This is a genomic window from Gordonia sp. SGD-V-85 (genome assembly GCF_001456905.1).
GTDB lineage: Bacteria > Actinomycetota > Actinomycetes > Mycobacteriales > Mycobacteriaceae > Gordonia > Gordonia hongkongensis.
In genome coordinates this window covers 146,651-165,611 of record NZ_LNQO01000004.1, presented here as the reverse complement: position 1 = coordinate 165,611, position 18,961 = coordinate 146,651, and the positions used below count along the sequence as shown (strand labels likewise).

The window sequence follows — 18,961 nt, the reverse complement described above, 5'->3', positions numbered from 1 at the left end:
CGGCGTGCCTACTCCTTCGATCGAATCCTTATGCCGCTCAGCGGGACGTTGACGGCCCCACTCGGGTCGGTGAAAAAGTCGTTGCCCTTGTCGTCAACGACGATGAAGGCGGGAAAATTCTCCACCTCGATCTTCCACACGGCCTCCATGCCGAGTTCGGGATACTCGATGATCTCCTGGCTCTTGATGCAGTCGAGCGCGAGACGTGCCGCGGGCCCGCCGATGGAGCCGAGGTAGAAACCGCCGTGCGCGCCGCACGCCTCGGTGACCTGCTTGGATCGATTCCCCTTGGCCAGCATGACCATCGAGCCCCCGGCGGCCTGGAACTGCTCGACATAGCTGTCCATCCGGCCGGCCGTCGTCGGACCGAACGATCCGGAGGCCATGCCCTCGGGGGTCTTCGCCGGCCCCGCGTAGTAGACCGGGTGGTCGCGCAGGTAGTCGGGCATCGGCTCGCCGGCGTCGAGGCGTTCCTTGATCTTGGCGTGGGCGATGTCGCGCGCGACGACCAGCGGTCCGGTCAGCGACAGGCGCGTCTTGACCGGATACTCCGAGAGCTGCGCGAGGATCTCCGGCATCGGGCGGTTGAGGTCGACCTCGACCACCTCGCCGCCCGAGATGTCCTCGGCCACACCGGCTGCGGGCATATAGCGGGCCGGATCGGTCTCGAGCTGCTCGAGGAAGACGCCGTCGGCGGTGATCTTGCCGAGGGCCTGACGGTCGGCCGAGCACGAGACCGCGATCGCCACCGGGCACGACGCTCCATGGCGGGGCAACCGGACCACGCGCACGTCGTGGCAGAAGTACTTGCCGCCGAACTGCGCCCCGATGCCGAACGACTGGGTGAGCCGGAAGACCTCGTCCTCGAGCTCGAGATCGCGGAAACCGTGCGCCGACATCGATCCCTGCGTGGGCAGGTTGTCGAGGTAGTGCGCCGACGCGTACTTGGCGGTCTTGAGCGCGAATTCGGCTGAGGTGCCGCCGATCACGACGGCCAGGTGGTATGGCGGGCAGGCCGCGGTGCCCAGTGAGCGGATCTTCTCGTCGAGGAACTTCAGGATGCTCGTCGGGTTCAGGATCGCCTTCGTCTCCTGGAACAGGAACGACTTGTTGGCGCTGCCACCGCCCTTGGCCATGAACAGGAACTTGTACTCCGGACCGTTGGGCCCCTGCTCGGTGGCGTAGATCTCGATCTGGGCGGGCAGGTTCGAGCCGGTGTTCTTCTCCTCGTACGTCGTCAGCGGGGCGAGCTGCGAGTACCGCAGGTTGAGCTGCGTGTAGGCGTCGTAGACACCGCGGGAGATGGCTTCGGCGTCGTCGGTGCCGGTCAGGACCCCTTCGCTCTTCTTGCCCATCACGATGGCGGTGCCGGTGTCCTGGCACATCGGCAGCACGCCGCCGGCGGAGATGTTGACGTTCTTCAGCAGGTCAAGGGCGACGAACCGGTCGTTGCCCGAGGCGTCCGGGTCGTCGATGATCTTGCGCAACTGCGCGAGATGAGCCGGGCGGAGATAGTGGCTGATGTCGTGCATGGCCTCCGCGGTGAGCCTCCGGATGGCCTCCGGGTCGACCTTCAGGAAGGTCCGACCGTCGACGGAGAACGTGGACACACCCTCGGTCGTGATCAACCGGTACGGGGTCTCGTCGGCGCCGGTCGGGAGCAGATCGGAGTAGAGAAACTCGGGGGCTGAGGCTGGTTTACTCACGGACCGCATCGTATCGCCCACGACATCGGCCCCACGCCAGAGGTTGACTCGTGAAGTCACCGGTGTTGGTGTGGGGCCGATGTCGTGTCTCAGAGATCGATTCGGGAGTAGCCGCGAAGCTTGGCCGGCTTGTGGACGGCCTCGATGCGGCGGACGGTGCCGGACTTCGAGCGCATCACCAGCGACCGGGTCGTCGCGCCATTGGGCCGGTAGGTGACGCCGCGCAGCATGTCGCCGTTGGTGACCCCGGTGGCGCAGAAGAAGGCGTTCTCGCCGCTGACCAGGATGTCGTTGGTCAGCACCCGGTCCAGGTCGTGGCCGGCATCGATGGCCTTCTGACGCTCGTCGTCGTTGCGCGGCCACAGCTTGCCCTGGATCTCGCCGCCCATGCACTTCATCGCGACGGCGGTGATGATGCCCTCGGGAGTGCCACCGACGCCCATCAGCATGTCGACGGTGGAGTAGTCGTCGGCGGCGGCGACCGCACCGGCGACGTCACCGTCGGAGATGAGGCGGATCTTGGCGCCGGCCTGCCGGATCTCACCGATGAGATCGGCATGACGAGGACGGTCGAGGACGATCACGGTCAGATCGGCGACGTCGATGCCCTTCGCCTTCGCGACCGAGTTGATGTTCCACTCGACGGACTCGTTGATGTTGATGGCGCCCTTGGCCTCGGGTCCGACAGCGATCTTGTCCATGTAGAAGACCGCCGACGGGTCGTACATCGTGCCGCGCTCGCTGACCGCGATCACCGAGATCGAGTTGGGGCGGCCCTCCGCCATCAGCGTGGTGCCGTCGATGGGATCCACGGCGACGTCACAGTCGGGGCCTTCGCCGTTGCCCACCTCTTCGCCGTTGTAGAGCATCGGCGCCTCGTCCTTCTCGCCCTCTCCGATGACCACGACACCGCGCATCGAGACCGACGACAACAGTTCGCGCATCGCGTCGACCGCCGCGCCGTCGCCGCCGTTCTTGTCGCCACGACCGACCCAACGACCGGCCGCGAGTGCAGCCGACTCGGTCACGCGGACCAACTCCATCGCGAGGTTGCGGTCCGGGGCCTGATGGGTGCTGACGGTCATGGGCAATCGACTCCTCTGTTCGGCGCGGGTCGACTCCAGCGGCGCCGAGTGATGGTGGCGGTGGTCTCGACCACCATCCTTGCATGTCACACCGGGCATTCGGTCAGTGACCCTGCTGGTGGGATACTCGGCGCCATGGCTGACAAACCCCGCATTCTGAACAACGGCAAGGACATGTTCTGGTCGTTGGTCCCGTTGCTCGCGCTGTGTGCGCTGGTGGCGATCGCGTCGGGGAACTGCTCGATCGGGGCCTCCAAGGACGTGGCCGACAGCAAGCTGCCGCCGTTCGACGTGGTCAGCGCATTGAACGCCGACGCCGCCCAGCTCCCGTTCCCGATCCGCCGCCCGCCTACGCCGGAGGGCTGGCGGCCCAACTCCGGTTCGTCGGACGCGATCGAGGGGCACCGGGTCAGCACGGTGGGATGGCTCAGCAGCGACGGCGCCTACGTCCAGCTCAGTCAGTCCGATGCGCCCGAGGACGTGTTCGTCCCCTACCTCGGCGGCGGCAGCGGGGGTGATTTCGCCGACATCTCCGGTACCGGTACGCGCCAGGCGGGCGGGCGGCAGTGGGTGACCTACGAGACGTCGGCGGGCAAGCGGTTCTGGATCACGGACCTGGGCAAGGTACGCATCGCGGTCCTGTCACGCGGCAGCGACGCCGACATCGAGACGATCGCGTCGTCGGTCGTCGCCCAGCAGCCGCTGCAATTGGGGTAGCGCACTACTCGTGAGAACCCGGCCCGCGGTTCCTAGCGTCTTCGGCAGGAGGCGCTCATGGATGGGGGATCGGGGTTCGGCTTGCACCTCGTGTGGGCCAGGCTCGTGCTCGTCGCGGTCCTCGTGCTGCTCGTGGTGACCGTTCCGGTGCAACAGGCGGGCGCCATCGATGCGCCGACCGACCCGCGATCCGGGGCCGCGACTGCATCCGGTCTTCCGTACATCGTCGGGCCGCCTCCGGATTCCGCTGTGGGGCGGCCGCTTTCCTCCTCATCGAGGGGTGGGGAGGATCGTCGGCCGGTCCTCGCGCGGGCCGGTGCGCGACCGACCGCCGAGCACACGCGCATCAGTGTTCTCGACCGCGAGGCGCTCACCCGGTTCGACTGATCGGTCTCAGTCGTCCTCGGGGTCGTCGGGATCGGAGCCGGTGCTGATGACCGCCTCGATGCGCTCGCGGGCACCGCGCAGGTGCTCCTCGCAGCGGGTCGCGAGGGCCTCGCCACGCTCCCAGAGCGCCAGCGAGGCGTCGAGGTCGAGTCCGCCGTGCTCGAGGGCGGTGACGATCTCGGCGAGTTCGTCGCGTGCTTCCTCGTATCCGAGTTCCTCGATCGGAGTGGATGATTCGTCGGTGCTCACGCATTTCCTCCGTGTTCCGGCATGGTCGTGGGTTCGTCGACCCGGGCGGTTGCGGCGCCGTCGGCGACCCGGATGCGCAGGGGTGCACCCGGCGGCAGGTCCGCGAGCGTGCCGACCACATGGGGTGGGTCGGTGTCGGTGCGCTGTACCACCGCGTAGCCGCGGGCCAGGGTCTGCGCGGGACCGAGTGTTGACAGGCGCGCACCGAGATGGTCGGTACGTCGTTCCTCGGAGTCGATGTGGCGCAACACATCTCGGCGCAGGGCGCGGACCAGCTCAGCCACCTGCCCGGCTTCGGAGTCCACGAGCACCCCGGGACGGGCGAGCACCGGCCGCGCCCGCAACGCGGCGACGACGCCGGACTCGCGGCGCACCCAGTTGCGCAGGGCCTGCGCGCTGCGTCGCCGCAGATCCGCGATGCCCGCGAGTTCGGCCTCGACGTCGGGAACGACCCGCTTCGCCGCATCCGTCGGAGTGGCGGCGCGCAGATCCGCGACGAGATCGAGCAGTGGATTGTCCGGTTCGTGCCCGATCGCGCTGACGACCGGGGTCCGGCACCGCGACACCGCGCGCAGCAACGCCTCGTCGGAGAACGGGAGCAGGTCTTCGACGCTGCCCCCGCCGCGCGCGATGATGATGACCTCGACATCGGGGTGGGCATCGAGATCGGCGAGGTGGGTCAGGATGCGGGCGACCGCCGTCGGCCCCTGCACGGGGGCCTCGCGGATGTCGAAGCGCACGTTCGACCATCGAGCGGTCGCGACGCTCACGACGTCGTGCTGCGCTGCGCTCGCGCGGCCACTGATCAGGCCGACGGCGCGCGGCAGGAACGGCAGCGGCCGTTTGAGCCGTGAATCGAAGAGGCCCTCGGCGGCCATGAGCTGCCGCAGCCGTTCGATGCGCAGCAACAGCTCGCCGATGCCCACGGCCCGGATCTCGCTGACCCGCAGCGACACCGTGCCGCGCCCGGTGTAGTAACTCGGCCGGCCCAGGACCACCACGGAGCTGCCGTCCGTCAGCGGGACCTCGGTGCGTGCCAGCAGGTCGGGGCTGCACGTCACCGAGATCGAGATGTCGGCAGCGGGATCGCGCAGGGTGAGGAACGCGGTGCGGGTCCCCGGCCGCCGGCTGATCTGGGTGACCTGTCCCTCGACCCAGATCTGTCCGAGCCGATGGATCCAGTCGGCGATCTTGGTGTTCACCGTCCGGACCGGCCAGGGATGCTCGGCCGAGTTCGGTGACGAGGAACGTCGCGGTGTGTCGCTCGTGTCGGCCCCGGTCACGCTTCGGTGGAGCGCTTGTTCTGCGCGGCGATCCGGTTCTCGAGCATCGTCACGAACGGCGCGCGGTCGCGGCGGGATTTCTCATAGTCGACGAGTGCGATCAGGTCCTCGACGGCGACCGACCGCAGGCGGGCCCGGAGTTGCGCGAGGGTGAGGGTGTCGTAGTCGATGAGCTCGACGATCTCGGGCCCCGAGCCGTCGGCGGAACCCACCGCCTCGGTGCCCGGCACCTCGGCCGCGACGACCTCGTCGGGTGTCGAGCTGTACAGCGCGAACCGCCCGGCATCGGCGCGCGGCGGTGCGGCGAGATCGGCGTCGGCGGCCGCCTCCTCGATCTCCTCGTCGATGGTCGTGGGCGACGGGGTCGTCGCGGCGGCCTTCGGCTTCTCGTCCTGCACAGACGTGTCGGTGATCGCCGCGGGCGCGACCGGGTCGGGACCCGCTGCGTCGTCCTCGTCGAAACGTGCCCACTCGGGCTGTTCGTCGGGCCGGTCGAAGAGCATCTCCAGGGCGGCGTCGCCTTTGATGGCCAGTTCGGCGATGTTCTGTTGCGCTCGCATACCGGCCTGGAGGGTCTGGCTGATGGCGGTCATCGGCAACGTGATGAGCAGCGCCGGGAGTTTGCGTGTCTCCTCGAGGGCGGTGACGATCAGACCTGCGGCTATCCGGGCGGGGTACGGTGCGCGATCCATGCCAACACTCTGCCATCACGGGCAACGCCGCGTAACCCGTACCCTGGGAAGCATGTCTGAGACGAAGCGTGTCCTGCTCGCCGAACCCCGCGGCTACTGCGCTGGTGTCGACCGTGCGGTGGAGACGGTCGAGCGTGCCCTCGACAAGCACGGCGCTCCCGTCTACGTGCGCAAGGAGATCGTGCACAACCGGCACGTCGTGGAGACCCTGGCCGAGCGCGGGGCGATCTTCGTCGGCGAGACCGACGAGGTGCCCGAGGGTGCGTTGGTCGTGTTCTCCGCGCACGGGGTGTCCCCGCTGGTGCACCAGACCGCCGCCGAGCGCAACCTGCGCACCATCGACGCCACGTGTCCGCTGGTCACGAAGGTTCACCAGGAGGCGAAGCGGTTCGCGCGCGACGACTACGACATCCTCCTGATCGGCCATGAGGGCCACGAAGAGGTCGAGGGCACCGCCGGCGAGGCCCCACAGCACATCCAGCTCGTCGACGGTCCCGACAGCGTGGACGCGGTCGAGGTCCGTGACGAGTCGAAGCTGGTCTGGTTGTCGCAGACCACCCTGTCCGTCGACGAGACCATGGAGACGGTCCGTCGACTCCGCGAGAAGTTCCCGCTGCTCAACGACCCGCCCAGCGACGACATCTGCTACGCCACCCAGAACCGGCAGGTGGCGGTCAAGGCGATGGCTCCCGAATGCGACCTGGTGATCGTCGTCGGATCGCAGAACTCCTCGAACTCGGTGCGCCTCGTCGAGGTGGCCCTGCAGGCCGGCGCGAAGGCAGGCCACCTGGTCGATTACGCCCGTGAGATCGACGACTCGTGGCTCGACGGTGTGACGACGGTCGGGGTCACCTCTGGCGCGTCGGTGCCCGAGGTGCTGGTCCGCGGGGTTCTCGACTACCTGGCCGAACGCGGCTACGGCACGGTCGAGACGGTCAACACGGCCAACGAGACGCTGACCTTCGCGCTCCCGCGCGAGCTGCGCCCCGCACGTTCGTCCAGCTGACCTCGGGCCACGATCCGGCGTCGACAGATCAGAACTCGTCCGGGTCGAGCTTGCGCACCCGTCGGTGGGGTAGTGCGATCGCGAGGACGGCGGCGATGACGATCGCCGCGACGGCGCTGCCGATGATCGCGACGTTGCGCGCGGAATCGTCCGGTGGCTGCGCCACGGGAGGTGCGGCGATGGGCGCCGAGGCCCGGTCCTGCTGCTGATCGGCCGGCACTTCGGCGGTCAGGGCGGCGACCGGATCGATGACACCGTGTCCGATCCGCTGATCGCGCCCGGTTCCCGGGGAGTGGGCGGTGGCGATGATGCGGTCCATCACCTCGCGCGCGGTCAGATCCGGGAAGCGGGCCCGGATCAGCGCGGCGGTGCCCGCGACGTACGGCGCGGCGAAACTCGTGCCGATCAAGGGCACCGGCCCGCCGTCGCTCTGCTGGGCCGACGCCAGCCGGTTCGAACCGCGCTTGCTGTTCAGGCTCACGATGTCGGTGCCCGGCGCCGCGACGCTCACCCACGGGCCGTGCAGGCTGAAGTCGCTCGGCGAGCCGGTGTCGGCGTCCACCGAGCCGACCGTCAGCACGTACGGCGAGTACCAGGCGGGACTGGCGACGGTCGCGACCGACCGCCATCCGTCGGGGTCGTCGGCGGCGGGAGCCGGATTCTGGTTCTGGCAGGCGCCGTCGCGCGTCAGGTTGCCGGCTGCCACGACGACCACGACGTTCCGGTCGTAGGCGTGCCGGATGGCCGCACCGAGCGCCCGGTCGTCGACCGAATCCGCCGCCGACGCGCACGCCACCTCGGAGATGTTGATGACGGTGGCGCGGAGATCGACCGCGCGCACGATGGCGTGCGCCAGCGTCCGGACGGACCCGTAACCCGAGCCGACCACCGGCGCGGCGTCGTCCCGGGCGCGGTCGTTCTTCTTCTGGAAAGCGCTGCTGGACTGGCGGATCGCGATGATCGATGCCGCGGGCGCGACGCCGGCGAACGCGTCGGCGGTGCTGGGCCGGGCGGCGATGATCCCGGCGACCAGGGTGCCGTGGGCGTCGCAGTCGTCGAGTCCGTTGCCGCCCGAGACGTAATCGCCACCGGCGACGACGCGACCGAGCCGCGGATGGGGCGTCACCCCGGTGTCGATGACGGCCACCCGCTGACCCTGTCCGCGACTGAACCGCCACGCCTCCGGGAGATTCATCATCGCCTGCGCCGCGGTCGGTTTCGTCACGGTGCGCGTCAGTTCCGGGATGTTGCACAGGTGCCGCTGCTCGGTCGGTTCGAGCGGGGCGACCGGGGCCGACCGGACGAGGGCGCCGGGATCGATCCGAGGCGGGGTCACCGCCGCAGCGGGCGTCGCCGAGGCCCCGACGAGTGCCGCGACGAGGGTCGTCGCGAATACTCCGGCACCACGGACACGGTTGTCGCGCATCAGATCTCGCGGACCATTCGGTACAGGTCGAGCAGCCACAACAGCAGGGGCACGATCAGGGCGACGAGGATGTACTCGCCGATCTCGGCCCACCGACGCATCACGGGTGAGAAGTCCTGGTTCGGTGCGACGACCCCGAAGACGAGGGCGCCGATCACCACGAGGATGCCGAGGGCGAAACCGATCACCGGCCACTGGTCGTCGCCGAACGCGAGACCGGTGATCAGGGTGATCACCACGAGCGATCCGCCGATGACGAGGATTCCCGCCTGGAACAGGTCGCTGTGGGAGCGGCCCCGCAGACACAGCACGACGCCGATGATCGCGGCGTAGACGGCGTTGCGCCATTCGAACCCGGCGAGCGGGGCGGCGGTGAGCACGGCCGCGATGGCGGTGACGATCGTGAGCCCGCCGACGATGCCGGTCAGGTACGCGTTGGCGAGGTAGGAACGACGTTCCAGCGCATCGGCTTTGGGAAGGGCGGTCGCGCCGATCGCCCCGATGCCCTCGATGGCCGGTCGCGGTTCGATGTCCTTGACGTCGATGGCGGCACCCGCGGTCGGCACCGGGGGCAGCGGCAGTTTCGCGAGCAGGATCGTCGTGCGGGGAGCCAGACCGATGCACAGCAGACCGACCGCGGCGATGACGGCGGCGACATCGGCCACCGGCGCATCGATGAGGAGTCGCGCCCCACAACCGGTGGCGCCGAGCAGCGCCGCGCTGGTCACGGCGCTGTGTGCGGTCGCCCCGGCCGCGGTCATGCGATAACTGACGACCGCGGCGACGAGTGCGAACGCGAAGCCCAGGGTGAGGTGTGCGGCGCCGTATGACCCGGGCGTCACGATCATCCCGGTCACGAAGGCCATCGGTGCGGCACACAGGGACAGCACCGTCGAACTCTGCTCGTCGCGGTAGTAGCGGGACACGATCGTCGAGGCGGTGACGAATCCGACGACCGCCAGCCCGGACAACCCGGCGAACCACAGGGCGCCGGTGCCGGAGCGGACCGCGGCCAGGGACGCCGCCGCCGCGATCGCGGCGACGAGTGCCAGTGCGTAACCGACCTTCCGGGCGGACGCCGCGGTCCAGTCGACGAACTGCGATTCGTTCAATCGGGCGACAGCGTCGACCACATCGTCGAACAGCACCGGGGACTCCCCGGTTCGCGTGGAGGTCAACAGCAGCAGGTCGCCGTCACGGATACCCGACTCCGACAGCGACCGGTGCAGGGGCAGTGGGTCCTGTCCGACGAGCGCGAGCGTCCACTTGTTCTGCCGGTCGTGCGGTCGGCCGGGATTGCGGGCGTCGGCATCCGGGTCGTCGGGGTCCGACCTCGAGGGATTGCGCGATTCGATCTGGGCGACAAGGTCACCGATGAGTCCGGCGATGGGGATGCCGGCCGGCAGTCCGACGTCGAGCTGGGTGTTGCCGCCCAGTACGGACACCCGTACGAGTTGCGGCTCGACGGCCCCCTCACCCCGCCGGCGATCCCCGGTGTCCGCGTCGGCAGCGGTGGCCGGGTACCCCGGTGCGAATCCGTCCACAGACGACATCAGGTCAATCCTCCCCCTAGATTCAGCAGCTAACATAGCCAACCGCGGCGGGTTCGACCGCCCGGGGATACACAGCGCGACATGTCAGGGGGGACGTGTGGTCACGACGACGGAGGGCTTTGTGCGTCGCCCGCGCATCACGCCCCCACGCACGCCCGGAGGCGAGGTCAACATCCAGGCGCCGCCGGATGTGCCGCGGGTGGTGCCCGGCGGCCTCCTGATGAAACTGCTGCCGGTGGTGATGGTCGTCGCCGTCGTCGGCATGGTGGCACTGATGGTCGTCACCGGTGGGCGCAACATCCTGACCAACCCGCTGTTCATGATGTTCCCGCTGATGATGCTGATGTCGATGTTCGGCATGTTCGCCGCCGGCGGCCGTGGCGGGGGCAAACGCGCCGGAGAACTCAACGAGGAACGCAAGGACTACTTCCGCTATCTCGGCCAGCTGCGCGGCCAGGTCTTCGAGACCGTCGACAACCAGCGCGCGGCACGCACCTGGAGCCACCCGGACCCGCGTGCGCTGCTCGACGTGATCGGCAGCAGGCGCATGTGGGAACGCCGCCCCAGCGACGCCGACTTCGCCCATGTGCGCGTCGGGGTGGGTGTCCAGCGACTCGCCACGCGGCTCATGCCGCCGGAGACCGGGCCCCTCGAGGACATCGAGCCGGTGTCGATGGTGGCCCTGCGCCGGTTCGTGCGCACGCACTCCGCGGTGTACCGCCTGCCCACCTCGATCTCGCTGCGCGGCTTCCCCGCCATCAACATCGAGGGTGCGCGGCAGGAGACCCGCGAACTCATCCGGTCGATGGTCGTGGAGCTGTGTGCGTTCCACGGTCCCGATCATCTGCACATCGGCATCGTGACCGGTGATCCGGCGGGGGAGGCCTGGGACTGGGCGAAATGGCTTCCGCACGTGGGACATCCGACGCTGCGCGACGGCGTCGGGGCGATGCGGATGATCTATCCGACGCTGGCGGACCTCGAGAACTCGATGGCCGCGGACCTCCTCGAGCGCGGCCGGTTCAGCCGGTCGGCGCCGCCGAACGCCAACCGCGCACACCTCGTGGTGATCATCGACGACGGTTACGTCGCCGGCGACGAGCGGATCATCAACGACGCCGGCATGGAAGGCGTCACGATCCTCGACCTGACCGCGCCGCCGGACGGTCTCGCGGTGCGGCGCGGGCTGCAACTCGTCGTGCGCGGGGGCAAGGTCTCCGCGCGCAGTGCCGCCGGCGTCGAGGAGTTCGCCGACATGGACTCGCTGACGATTCCCGAGGCGGAGGCGATCGCCCGGCGCATGGCGCGCTACCGGCTGGCCACCGCGGCGACGCTGGCCCACCTCGAGTCCGAAGCGACCTCGGCCGACCCCGGCCTGCCCGCGCTGCTGGGCATCGACGACGCAGCACGCTTCGATCCGGCGACGGCCTGGCGTGGTCGTACCGGCCGGGAGCGCCTGCGCGTGCCGATCGGTTACACGCCGACCGGCGCGCCCGTGGAGATCGACATCAAGGAGAGCGCACACGGCGGCATGGGTCCGCACGGGCTGTGCATCGGCGCCACCGGATCGGGGAAGTCGGAGTTCCTGCGCACGCTGGTCCTGGCGATGCTGGCGACTCATTCGCCGTCGGAGCTGAATCTCGTGCTCGTCGACTTCAAGGGCGGCGCGACGTTCCTGGGCCTGGAATCCGCGCCGCACGTCGCCGCGATCATCACGAACCTCGAGCAGGAACTCTCGATGGTCGACCGGATGAAGGACGCGCTCTCGGGCGAGATGAACCGGCGCCAGGAGGTGTTGCGGGCGGCGGGCAACTACGCGAACGTCGCCGACTACGAGCGCGCCCGCGCCTCGGGGGTGCGCCTCGATCCGCTGCCGGCACTGTTCATCGTCGTCGACGAGTTCTCCGAACTGCTCTCGCAGAAGCCCGATTTCGCCGAACTGTTCGTCGCCATCGGTCGTCTGGGTCGCTCGCTGCACATCCATCTGCTGCTCGCCTCGCAGCGGCTGGAAGAAGGCAAACTCCGGGGCCTGGACTCGCACCTGTCGTATCGGATCGGCCTGAAGACGTTCTCCGCCAACGAGTCCCGCTCGGTTCTCGGTGTTCCCGACGCCTATCACCTGCCGAGCGTCCCGGGTTCGGCGTACCTCAAGTGCGATTCGGCGGACCCGATCAGGTTCAACACCTCCTACGTGTCGGGGGCCTACTACTCGCCGACGGTCACCGAGTCGGTCGATCCGACGACCACGGCGTCATCGCGTCGCGGAAACCTCAAGGTCTTCACCGCACTTCCGGTGCCGCTGGACGAGGGCGCGTCGCGTTCGCTGCTCGACCAGGCCGAGAGCCTGCTCGACGAGGAACCGCCGGCACCCGAGGCGCCCACCGAGTTCGAGCCGGTCTCGGCGCAGGTGCCCACGCTCATGGAGACCATCGTCGAACGCATGGAACACGCGGGCCCGCCGGCCCACCGCGTGTGGCTGCCGCCACTGGACGACTCGCCCACCGTGGAACATCTTCTCGGCGAGCGGGACTGGTCCCACCCGGCGGTGCCGGGGAGTCTCAGCGTTCCGATCGGCGTCGTCGACCGGCCCTACGACCAGCGACGCGACCCGCTCGTCATCGACCTCGCGGGGGCCGCGGGCAACGTGGCGGTGGTCGGCGGTCCGCAGTCGGGCAAGTCGACGACGCTGCGCACGATCATCATGTCGGCCGCCGCGTCCCACACGCCCGAACAGGTGCAGTTCTACTGTCTGGACTTCGGCGGCGGCAGTCTGGCCGGTCTCGCCGGGCTCCCGCATGTCGGCTCGGTCGCCTCGCGCGGCGACATGGACGCGGTCCGCCGTACGGTCGCCGAGGTGGCGGCCGTGGTCCGCTCGCGCGAACTGCTGTTCACCCGGCTGGGCATCGAGGCGATGCGCGACTACCGGTCCCGCCGGGAAGCGTGGTTCCGGTCCGGCGTCACCTCGCCGGCGTCGGACCCGCTCGCGCAGGACCGGTTCGGCGACGTGTTCCTCGTCCTCGACGGCATGAACGTGCTGCGTACCGAACTGGAATCGCTCGAGGAACAGATCACCGCGATCGTGGCCCAGGGGTTGAGCTATGGCGTCCACGTCATGGTCACCGCGTCCCGATGGGCCGAGGTGCGCCCGGCGGTCCGCGATCTCATGGGTACCCGGATCGAGCTGCGGCTGGGCGACCCGATGGATTCCGACATGGGTCGTCGCGCCGCCGCGCTGGTCCCGCAGAACCGACCCGGCCGCGGCCTGACCGGGCAGGAGCTGCACATGCTGATCGCGCTGCCCCGGCTCGATTCGGTCAGCAGTGCCGAGTCGTTGCCCGCGGGCGTCGCCCAGTCGGTCGAGAAGCTCACCGCCGCCTATCCGGGCCGCTCGGCGATGGCCGTGCGCAAGCTGAGCACCGAGATCGACTACGCATCGGTGCAGCGCGCGGTTGCCGCCGCCGGGCTGACGCTGGCACCCAATCAGGTGGCGATCGGTGTCGGTGAGCTCGAACTCGCCCCGGTGGTCCTCGATTTCACCGCCCAACCGCATTTCATGGCGTTCGCCGACGTCGAACACGGCAAGACCAACCTGCTGCGGACGATCGTCACCGGGCTGGTCGCGGGTGCCACACCCGAGCAGGTGCGCATCGTCTTCGTCGACTACCGCCGCACGATGCTGGGGATCATCGACGGCGATCATCTTGCCGGCTACGCGAGTTCGCCCGACCGCGCGGCGTCGATGATGACGGAGCTGGCGGCGTATCTGAAGAACCGGATGCCGCCTGAGGACGTGACGGTCCAGCAACTGCGGGACCGCACCTGGCTCGAGGGCCAGCCCGAGGTGTACGTGGTGGTCGACGACTACGACATGGTCGTCACCTCGACCGGCAATCCGATGCTGCCGATCGTCGAACTGGCCTCCCATGCGCGCGACATCGGGCTGCACATCGTGCTCGCCCGACGTTCCGGCGGCCTCGGTCGGGCGATGTTCGATCCGCTGATCGCGCGCCTCAAGGACCTGTCGTCGGACATCCTGCTGATGAGCGGCGACCGGGACGAGGGATTCATCACCGGCCGGTCGAGGCTGCAGACGCTGGTGCCCGGCCGCGGCGAACTGGTGTCGCGCGTCCGGCCGCAGGAGATGATCCAGGTCGCCCATCTCCCGATCGGCGACTAGGGGTGGGTCGGGCCGGATGACACAGCCGGGCGAGGTGCAACCGATCGGCGACGGGAACCGTCCGACGGTGGTCGATCTCGCGTTCGGGACGCCGCTGGTCCATGACCCGGAGCGCGGGCTGCGCCGGGTGGATCGCGATGTGCGGCCGCTGCTCGAGTCGGTGGACCAGATGAGTGTCGTGGCCGACGGTCGGCGCGAACACCTGCGCCAGGTGTGGCGACGGGTCTTCGCCGGCCTCGACTTGCCCGCGGGCCGACCCCTCGTCGTCGGGCACCCGAGCACCTGGGGACCCCGTCGGGCATCGACGCTCGCCGACCTCGGCGACGGCCGCGCGCCGGTGGCACTCCTACCGCGGGCGGTGCTCGTCGCGCGCAGTCACGCCGATCTCACCGTGCGGCGGTGCGCCGTCGTCGAGACCACACATCTCCCGCGCCCGCCCGCCGATCCCGGCCACCCGCGACCGGCGTGGTGGGACGTGCAGATCGTCGGGCGCGGTCCGGACGGCTGGGTGATCGAGCGCTCCGGGCTCATTCGTCCCGGTGCCGACCGTGCGCCGCGCTCCTCGTCGAACGCGGACGGCCTCGACGTCATCGACGACTCGGTCGAGGCGGTGTTCGTCGACGGGGACCGCCCGGACGAGGTGTCCGCGGCGATCGGCGTCATCGCCGGGCACGCGGTCGCGGGACGCGTGGTCGCCGTCGACCGCGAGCTCGTGGTCCGGCTCGGCCACCGCACCGGCGGTGCGGACGAGGACACGATGGCCCCGGGCGCCGATCCCGGACCCTCGCTCCCGGTCGGCGCCACCCGGCGCCGGTCGGGGACGCTGCTCGCCGCGGCGGTGATGGCGATCCTGGTCGTGAGCGGTGCGATCGGGGTGGGACTCTGGCAGCGCGGCACCGCACCGGACGCGGCGTCGACGGAGGTCGGCCTCGGGCGTGCGACGCTGGCGGTGCCCGGCGACTGGCGGCAGTCCGAACAGCGGACCCCGAGCGGTTCGGCCGACGACCCCTCGACCACTCGCGCGGTGTTCGTCGATCCCGACGACGGCCGGCGCATCATCGCCGTCCTCACCGAGGTGCGCGCCGGCTCCACCCGGGAATCGGTCGCGGGGAGCCTGCGCAACCGGATCGAGCAGCGCGGCGACGACGTCGTCACCGAGTTCTCCGCCGCCACCCGGTTCGGCGGGCGGGACGTGATCGGCTACCGCGAGTCACCGGCCTCGGGCGGCGCGATCCGCTGGTACGTCGTGGTCGACGATGGTCTGCAGGTCTCGATCGGCTGTCAGGCGGGTACCGCGGCCGAATCCGCCGACGACGAGTGCGCGGCGGCGGTGCGGTCGGTTCGGGTGTCGCCGTCGTCGTGAGGCCGAGTCCGTTTTGACCCTGACCAGCGCGGTCGCGTAGCCTGGGTCGCTGGTGCTCGGCGCCTGGCGCACAGCTGTGTGTCCAGGTCAGCGGAGGCCCGGGTCCCCACTGGTCGCCGGGAACAATCTCTGCCGTGCACCCGACCAGCATCCATTCGACAAGAGTTGAGGACAACTGTGCCTACCTACACCCCGAAGGCCGGTGACATCACGCGTACGTGGCATGTCATCGACGCCGAGAACGTGGTGCTCGGCCGGCTGGCCGTGCAGGTCGCGAACCTGCTTCGCGGCAAGCACAAGCCGACCTACGCCCCGCACATGGACGGCGGCGACTTCGTCGTCATCATCAACGCGGAAAAGGTCGCGCTGACCAGCAACAAGGCTGATCGCAAGCTGAACTACACCCACTCGGGGCACCCCGGTGGCCTGAAGTCCCGCACCACCACCGAGCTGCTCGCGACCTACCCCGAGCGGGTCATCGAGAAGGCCGTCAAGGGCATGCTGCCGTCGACCAAGCTCGGCCGCGCCATGGCCTCGAAGCTGAAGGTCTACGCCGGCCCGAACCATCCGCACGCGGCCCAGCGCCCCGTCCCCTTCGAGATCAAGCAGGTGGCCCAGTGAGCAACGAGAACATCAACGACGCCGTCGAGGCCGTCGACGAGGCTGCCGTCGAGGTCGTGGAGGCCGTCGAGGTCGCCGCTGACGACTACGACGCCGCTGTCGTCGAAGAGGTCCGCGAGCCGGTCGTCATCGACCGTCCGATCCAGACCGTCGGCCGCCGCAAGGAGGCCGTCGTCCGCGTTCGCCTGGCGCCGGGTTCCGGTGAGTTCACCCTCAACGGCCGTTCGCTGGAGGACTACTTCCCCAACAAGGTGCACCAGCAGCTGATCAAGGCCCCGCTGGTCACCGTCGAGCGCACCGAGTCGTTCGACATCTACGCCAAGCTCGTCGGCGGCGGCCCCTCGGGCCAGGCCGGCGCGCTGCGTCTCGCCATCGCGCGTGCGCTCATCGAGGTCACCCCGGAGGATCGTCCCGCCCTGAAGAAGGCCGGCTTCCTCACCCGTGACCCGCGTGCGGTCGAGCGCAAGAAGTACGGCCTCAAGAAGGCCCGCAAGGCGTCGCAGTACTCCAAGCGCTGATCTTGGCACGCCTTTTCGGAACCGACGGCGTCCGAGGCCTGGCCAACGACGAGCTCACCCCCGAGCTCGCGTTGCGCCTGGCCTCGGCCGCCGCGGTCGTTTTTGCAGAGAGTTCGGCGACCGAGTCGCACCGGCGTTCGCGCGCGGTCGTCGGTCGTGATCCGCGGGCATCCGGCGAGATGCTGGAAGCCGCGGTGTGTGCGGGGCTCGCCGCCACCGGAGTCGACGCCATCTGTGTCGGCACCGTGCCGACCCCGGCGGTCGCATTCCTGACCGCGGACTACCACGCCGACTTCGGCGTGATGATCTCCGCGTCGCACAACCCCATGCCCGACAACGGGATCAAGTTCTTCTCCGGCGGCGGGCACAAGCTCGACGACGCTGTCGAGGACCGCATCGAAGCGACCATGGACGGCGAGTTCATCCGCCCGATCGGGGCTGCGGTGGGCCGGATCGTCGCTGCGCCGGACGCCGGCGACCGCTACCGGCGCCACCTCGCACAGGCCGTCGACACCCGCCTCGACGGATTGACCGTGGTCGTCGACTGCGCGCACGGCGCGGCGTCGGAGCTCGCTCCGCAGGCCTACGCCGACGCCGGGGCGACGGTGATCGCGATCCACGCCGAGCCGGACGGCCTCAACATCAACGCCGACTGCGGGTCCACCCACATGGACAAGTTGCAGGCGGCCGTGCTCGAGCACGGAGCCGACCTCGGACTCGCTCACGACGGTGACGCAGACCGTTGTCTCGCAGTCGATTCCACGGGTCAGATCGTCGACGGCGATGCCATCATGGCCGTGCTGGCGACGTCCCTGAAAGACCAGGGCAAGCTCCACGACGATGTGCTCGTCGCGACCGTCATGAGCAATCTCGGACTGCACATCGCCATGCGCGAGGCCGGGATCACCGTGCACACCACCGGAGTCGGGGACCGGTACGTCCTCGAGGAACTGCGGCGGGGCGGTTATTCGATCGGCGGGGAACAGTCCGGTCACATCGTCGTCCCGGGTTCGGGCACGACGGGTGACGGCATCCTGACCGGGCTGATGCTGATGGCGCGGATGGCCGCCACGTCGACGCGGCTCGCCGACCTGGCCGGCATCGTGACGGTGCTGCCGCAGGAGCTCATCAACGTGCGCGTGGGCGACAAACACGCAGTGGCGCAATCGCAATCGGTGAAAGAAGCGGTCGTGGCCGCCGAAGCCGAGCTGGGGGAGACCGGTCGCGTCCTGCTGCGTCCGTCGGGAACCGAGCAGCTCGTCCGCGTGATGGTCGAAGCCGCGACCGCCGATCAGGCGCTGGCGGTGGCCGGCCGTCTGGCCGACGTCGTCCAGGGGGCCGGGGCATGACCGGTTCGGTTCCGCGCGCGGTCCTGTTCGACTTCTCCGGCACCCTGTTCCGCTTCGAGGCGCGCGACGAGTGGTTCGCCGACCTGCGCGACGACACCGGTGCCGAGTTCGACCGCGACCGTCAGGCGGACATCATCCGGCGCATGGTCGCACCCGTCGGTCTGCCCGACGGCGTCGTCGGTGCCGACCAGGACGCCTGGGAACGTCGCGATCTCGACCCGGCGCTGCATCGGACCGGTTACCTGGCGTTGCTGCGCACGGTCGGGATGAGCAATGTCGACCACGCGAACGCTCTCTACAACCGGGTGCTCGACCCGGCCTCCTGGGTTCCGTTCGCCGACACCGTCGCGGTGCTGCAGAAGCTCGGTGCGGTAGGGGTTCCGGTCGGCATCGTCAGCAACATCGCCTTCGACCTGCGCAAGGTGCTGGCCCTGCACGGCGTCGAGGACCTTGTCTCGGCGTTCGCGCTGTCCTACGAGGTCGGGGCGATCAAACCCGACCCCCGGATCTTCCACGCCGCGCTTGATCCGCTGGGTGTGCCGGCCGACGAGGTGCTGATGGTCGGGGACAGCGAGACCGCCGACGGCGGGGCGCGCGCCCTCGGCTGCGCGTTCGCGCTGGTCCACGACGTCCCGGCCGCCGACCGGCCCACCGCTCTGCTCGACGCCGTGACCTCGCACGGCATCGAACTGCCCGACTGACCGCTCGCCTGATGGCGCACTGGCGCCTCGCCCCTCCGTACGCGACAATTCCCTGCGTGTCCGGAGAAGTCCCGGGAACCGGCGGCCGCTGCCGTGCGTCCAAGAATGCAAGGCCGCTCGGAAGATCG

General features: G+C 69.6%; 16 protein-coding genes. 9 read left to right on the top strand and 7 right to left on the bottom strand.

Translation table 11 applies throughout. The features are described 5' to 3' along the window. Positions 1-8: 8 nt before the first annotated feature. Entirely contained in the window at positions 9-1,706 is a 1,698-nt protein-coding gene (locus AS181_RS06225) for a fumarate hydratase (RefSeq protein WP_058250888.1), read from the bottom strand. 89 nt (positions 1,707-1,795) lie between these two features. After that, positions 1,796-2,791, bottom strand: a complete 996-nt coding sequence (gene glpX / locus AS181_RS06220) for a class II fructose-bisphosphatase (protein ID WP_058250720.1) — start codon at positions 2,789-2,791, stop codon at positions 1,796-1,798. A 135-nt stretch (positions 2,792-2,926) separates the two neighbouring features. Here glpX and AS181_RS06215 point away from each other — a divergent pair, with 135 nt between their 5' ends. Then, on the top strand, positions 2,927-3,508 hold the full coding sequence (locus AS181_RS06215; protein ID WP_058250887.1) for a DUF4245 domain-containing protein: 582 nt from the start codon (positions 2,927-2,929) through the stop codon (positions 3,506-3,508). Between the two features lie 57 nt (positions 3,509-3,565). Then, positions 3,566-3,895, top strand: a complete 330-nt coding sequence (locus tag AS181_RS06210) for a hypothetical protein (protein WP_058250719.1) — start codon at positions 3,566-3,568, stop codon at positions 3,893-3,895. Between the two features lie 6 nt (positions 3,896-3,901). Here AS181_RS06210 and AS181_RS06205 read toward each other — a convergent pair whose 3' ends face one another. From AS181_RS06205 to AS181_RS06195, 3 genes are read right to left on the bottom strand one after another with little or no spacing between them, the layout of a single operon-like run. Next, on the bottom strand, positions 3,902-4,144 hold the full coding sequence (locus tag AS181_RS06205) for an exodeoxyribonuclease VII small subunit (protein ID WP_058250718.1): 243 nt from the start codon (positions 4,142-4,144) through the stop codon (positions 3,902-3,904). After that, positions 4,141-5,427: an exodeoxyribonuclease VII large subunit gene (xseA, locus tag AS181_RS06200; protein ID WP_058250717.1), complete on the bottom strand. Its 1,287-nt coding sequence runs from the start codon at positions 5,425-5,427 to the stop codon at positions 4,141-4,143. Before xseA ends, AS181_RS06205 begins: the two co-directional genes overlap by 4 nt. Continuing rightward, complete coding sequence (locus AS181_RS06195; RefSeq protein ID WP_058250716.1) at positions 5,424-6,119, bottom strand: lipid droplet-associated protein; 696 nt, start codon at positions 6,117-6,119, stop codon at positions 5,424-5,426. The genes xseA and AS181_RS06195 overlap by 4 nt, the downstream gene beginning before the upstream one ends. 52 nt (positions 6,120-6,171) lie before the next feature. Here AS181_RS06195 and AS181_RS06190 point away from each other — a divergent pair, with 52 nt between their 5' ends. Next, positions 6,172-7,125, top strand: coding sequence for a 4-hydroxy-3-methylbut-2-enyl diphosphate reductase (locus AS181_RS06190; protein WP_058250715.1), 954 nt, complete (start codon positions 6,172-6,174; stop codon positions 7,123-7,125). Between the two features lie 28 nt (positions 7,126-7,153). On the opposite strand, the gene mycP is transcribed toward AS181_RS06190, so the two are convergent. Both mycP and eccD read right to left on the bottom strand, forming a co-directional pair. Next, positions 7,154-8,551, bottom strand: a complete 1,398-nt coding sequence (mycP, locus tag AS181_RS06185) for a type VII secretion-associated serine protease mycosin (protein WP_058250714.1) — start codon at positions 8,549-8,551, stop codon at positions 7,154-7,156. Next, the gene (gene eccD / locus AS181_RS06180; RefSeq protein WP_058250713.1) at positions 8,551-10,104 is read right to left on the bottom strand and encodes a type VII secretion integral membrane protein EccD; all 1,554 of its coding nucleotides are present in this window, start codon (positions 10,102-10,104) and stop codon (positions 8,551-8,553) included. Before eccD ends, mycP begins: the two co-directional genes overlap by 1 nt. A 97-nt stretch (positions 10,105-10,201) precedes the next feature. On the opposite strand from eccD, the gene eccCa reads away from it, so the two are divergent. The 6 genes from eccCa (at position 10,202) to AS181_RS06150 (ending at position 18,833) form a co-directional block, all read left to right on the top strand. Beyond that, positions 10,202-14,281, top strand: coding sequence for a type VII secretion protein EccCa (eccCa, locus tag AS181_RS06175; protein ID WP_058250712.1), 4,080 nt, complete (start codon positions 10,202-10,204; stop codon positions 14,279-14,281). Positions 14,282-14,297: 16 nt separating this feature from the next. After that, positions 14,298-15,644, top strand: a complete 1,347-nt coding sequence (locus AS181_RS06170) for a type VII secretion-associated protein (protein WP_058250711.1) — start codon at positions 14,298-14,300, stop codon at positions 15,642-15,644. A gap of 177 nt (positions 15,645-15,821) precedes the next feature. Further along, entirely contained in the window at positions 15,822-16,265 is a 444-nt protein-coding gene (gene rplM / locus AS181_RS06165) for a 50S ribosomal protein L13 (RefSeq protein WP_058250710.1), read from the top strand. Further along, positions 16,262-16,783: a 30S ribosomal protein S9 gene (gene rpsI, locus AS181_RS06160; protein WP_065629913.1), complete on the top strand. Its 522-nt coding sequence runs from the start codon at positions 16,262-16,264 to the stop codon at positions 16,781-16,783. Before rplM ends, rpsI begins: the two co-directional genes overlap by 4 nt. Before the next feature lie 2 nt (positions 16,784-16,785). Beyond that, positions 16,786-18,132, top strand: coding sequence for a phosphoglucosamine mutase (gene glmM, locus AS181_RS06155; RefSeq protein WP_058250709.1), 1,347 nt, complete (start codon positions 16,786-16,788; stop codon positions 18,130-18,132). Next, positions 18,129-18,833, top strand: coding sequence for an HAD family hydrolase (locus tag AS181_RS06150; RefSeq protein WP_058250708.1), 705 nt, complete (start codon positions 18,129-18,131; stop codon positions 18,831-18,833). Before glmM ends, AS181_RS06150 begins: the two co-directional genes overlap by 4 nt. Positions 18,834-18,961: the final 128 nt, after the last annotated feature.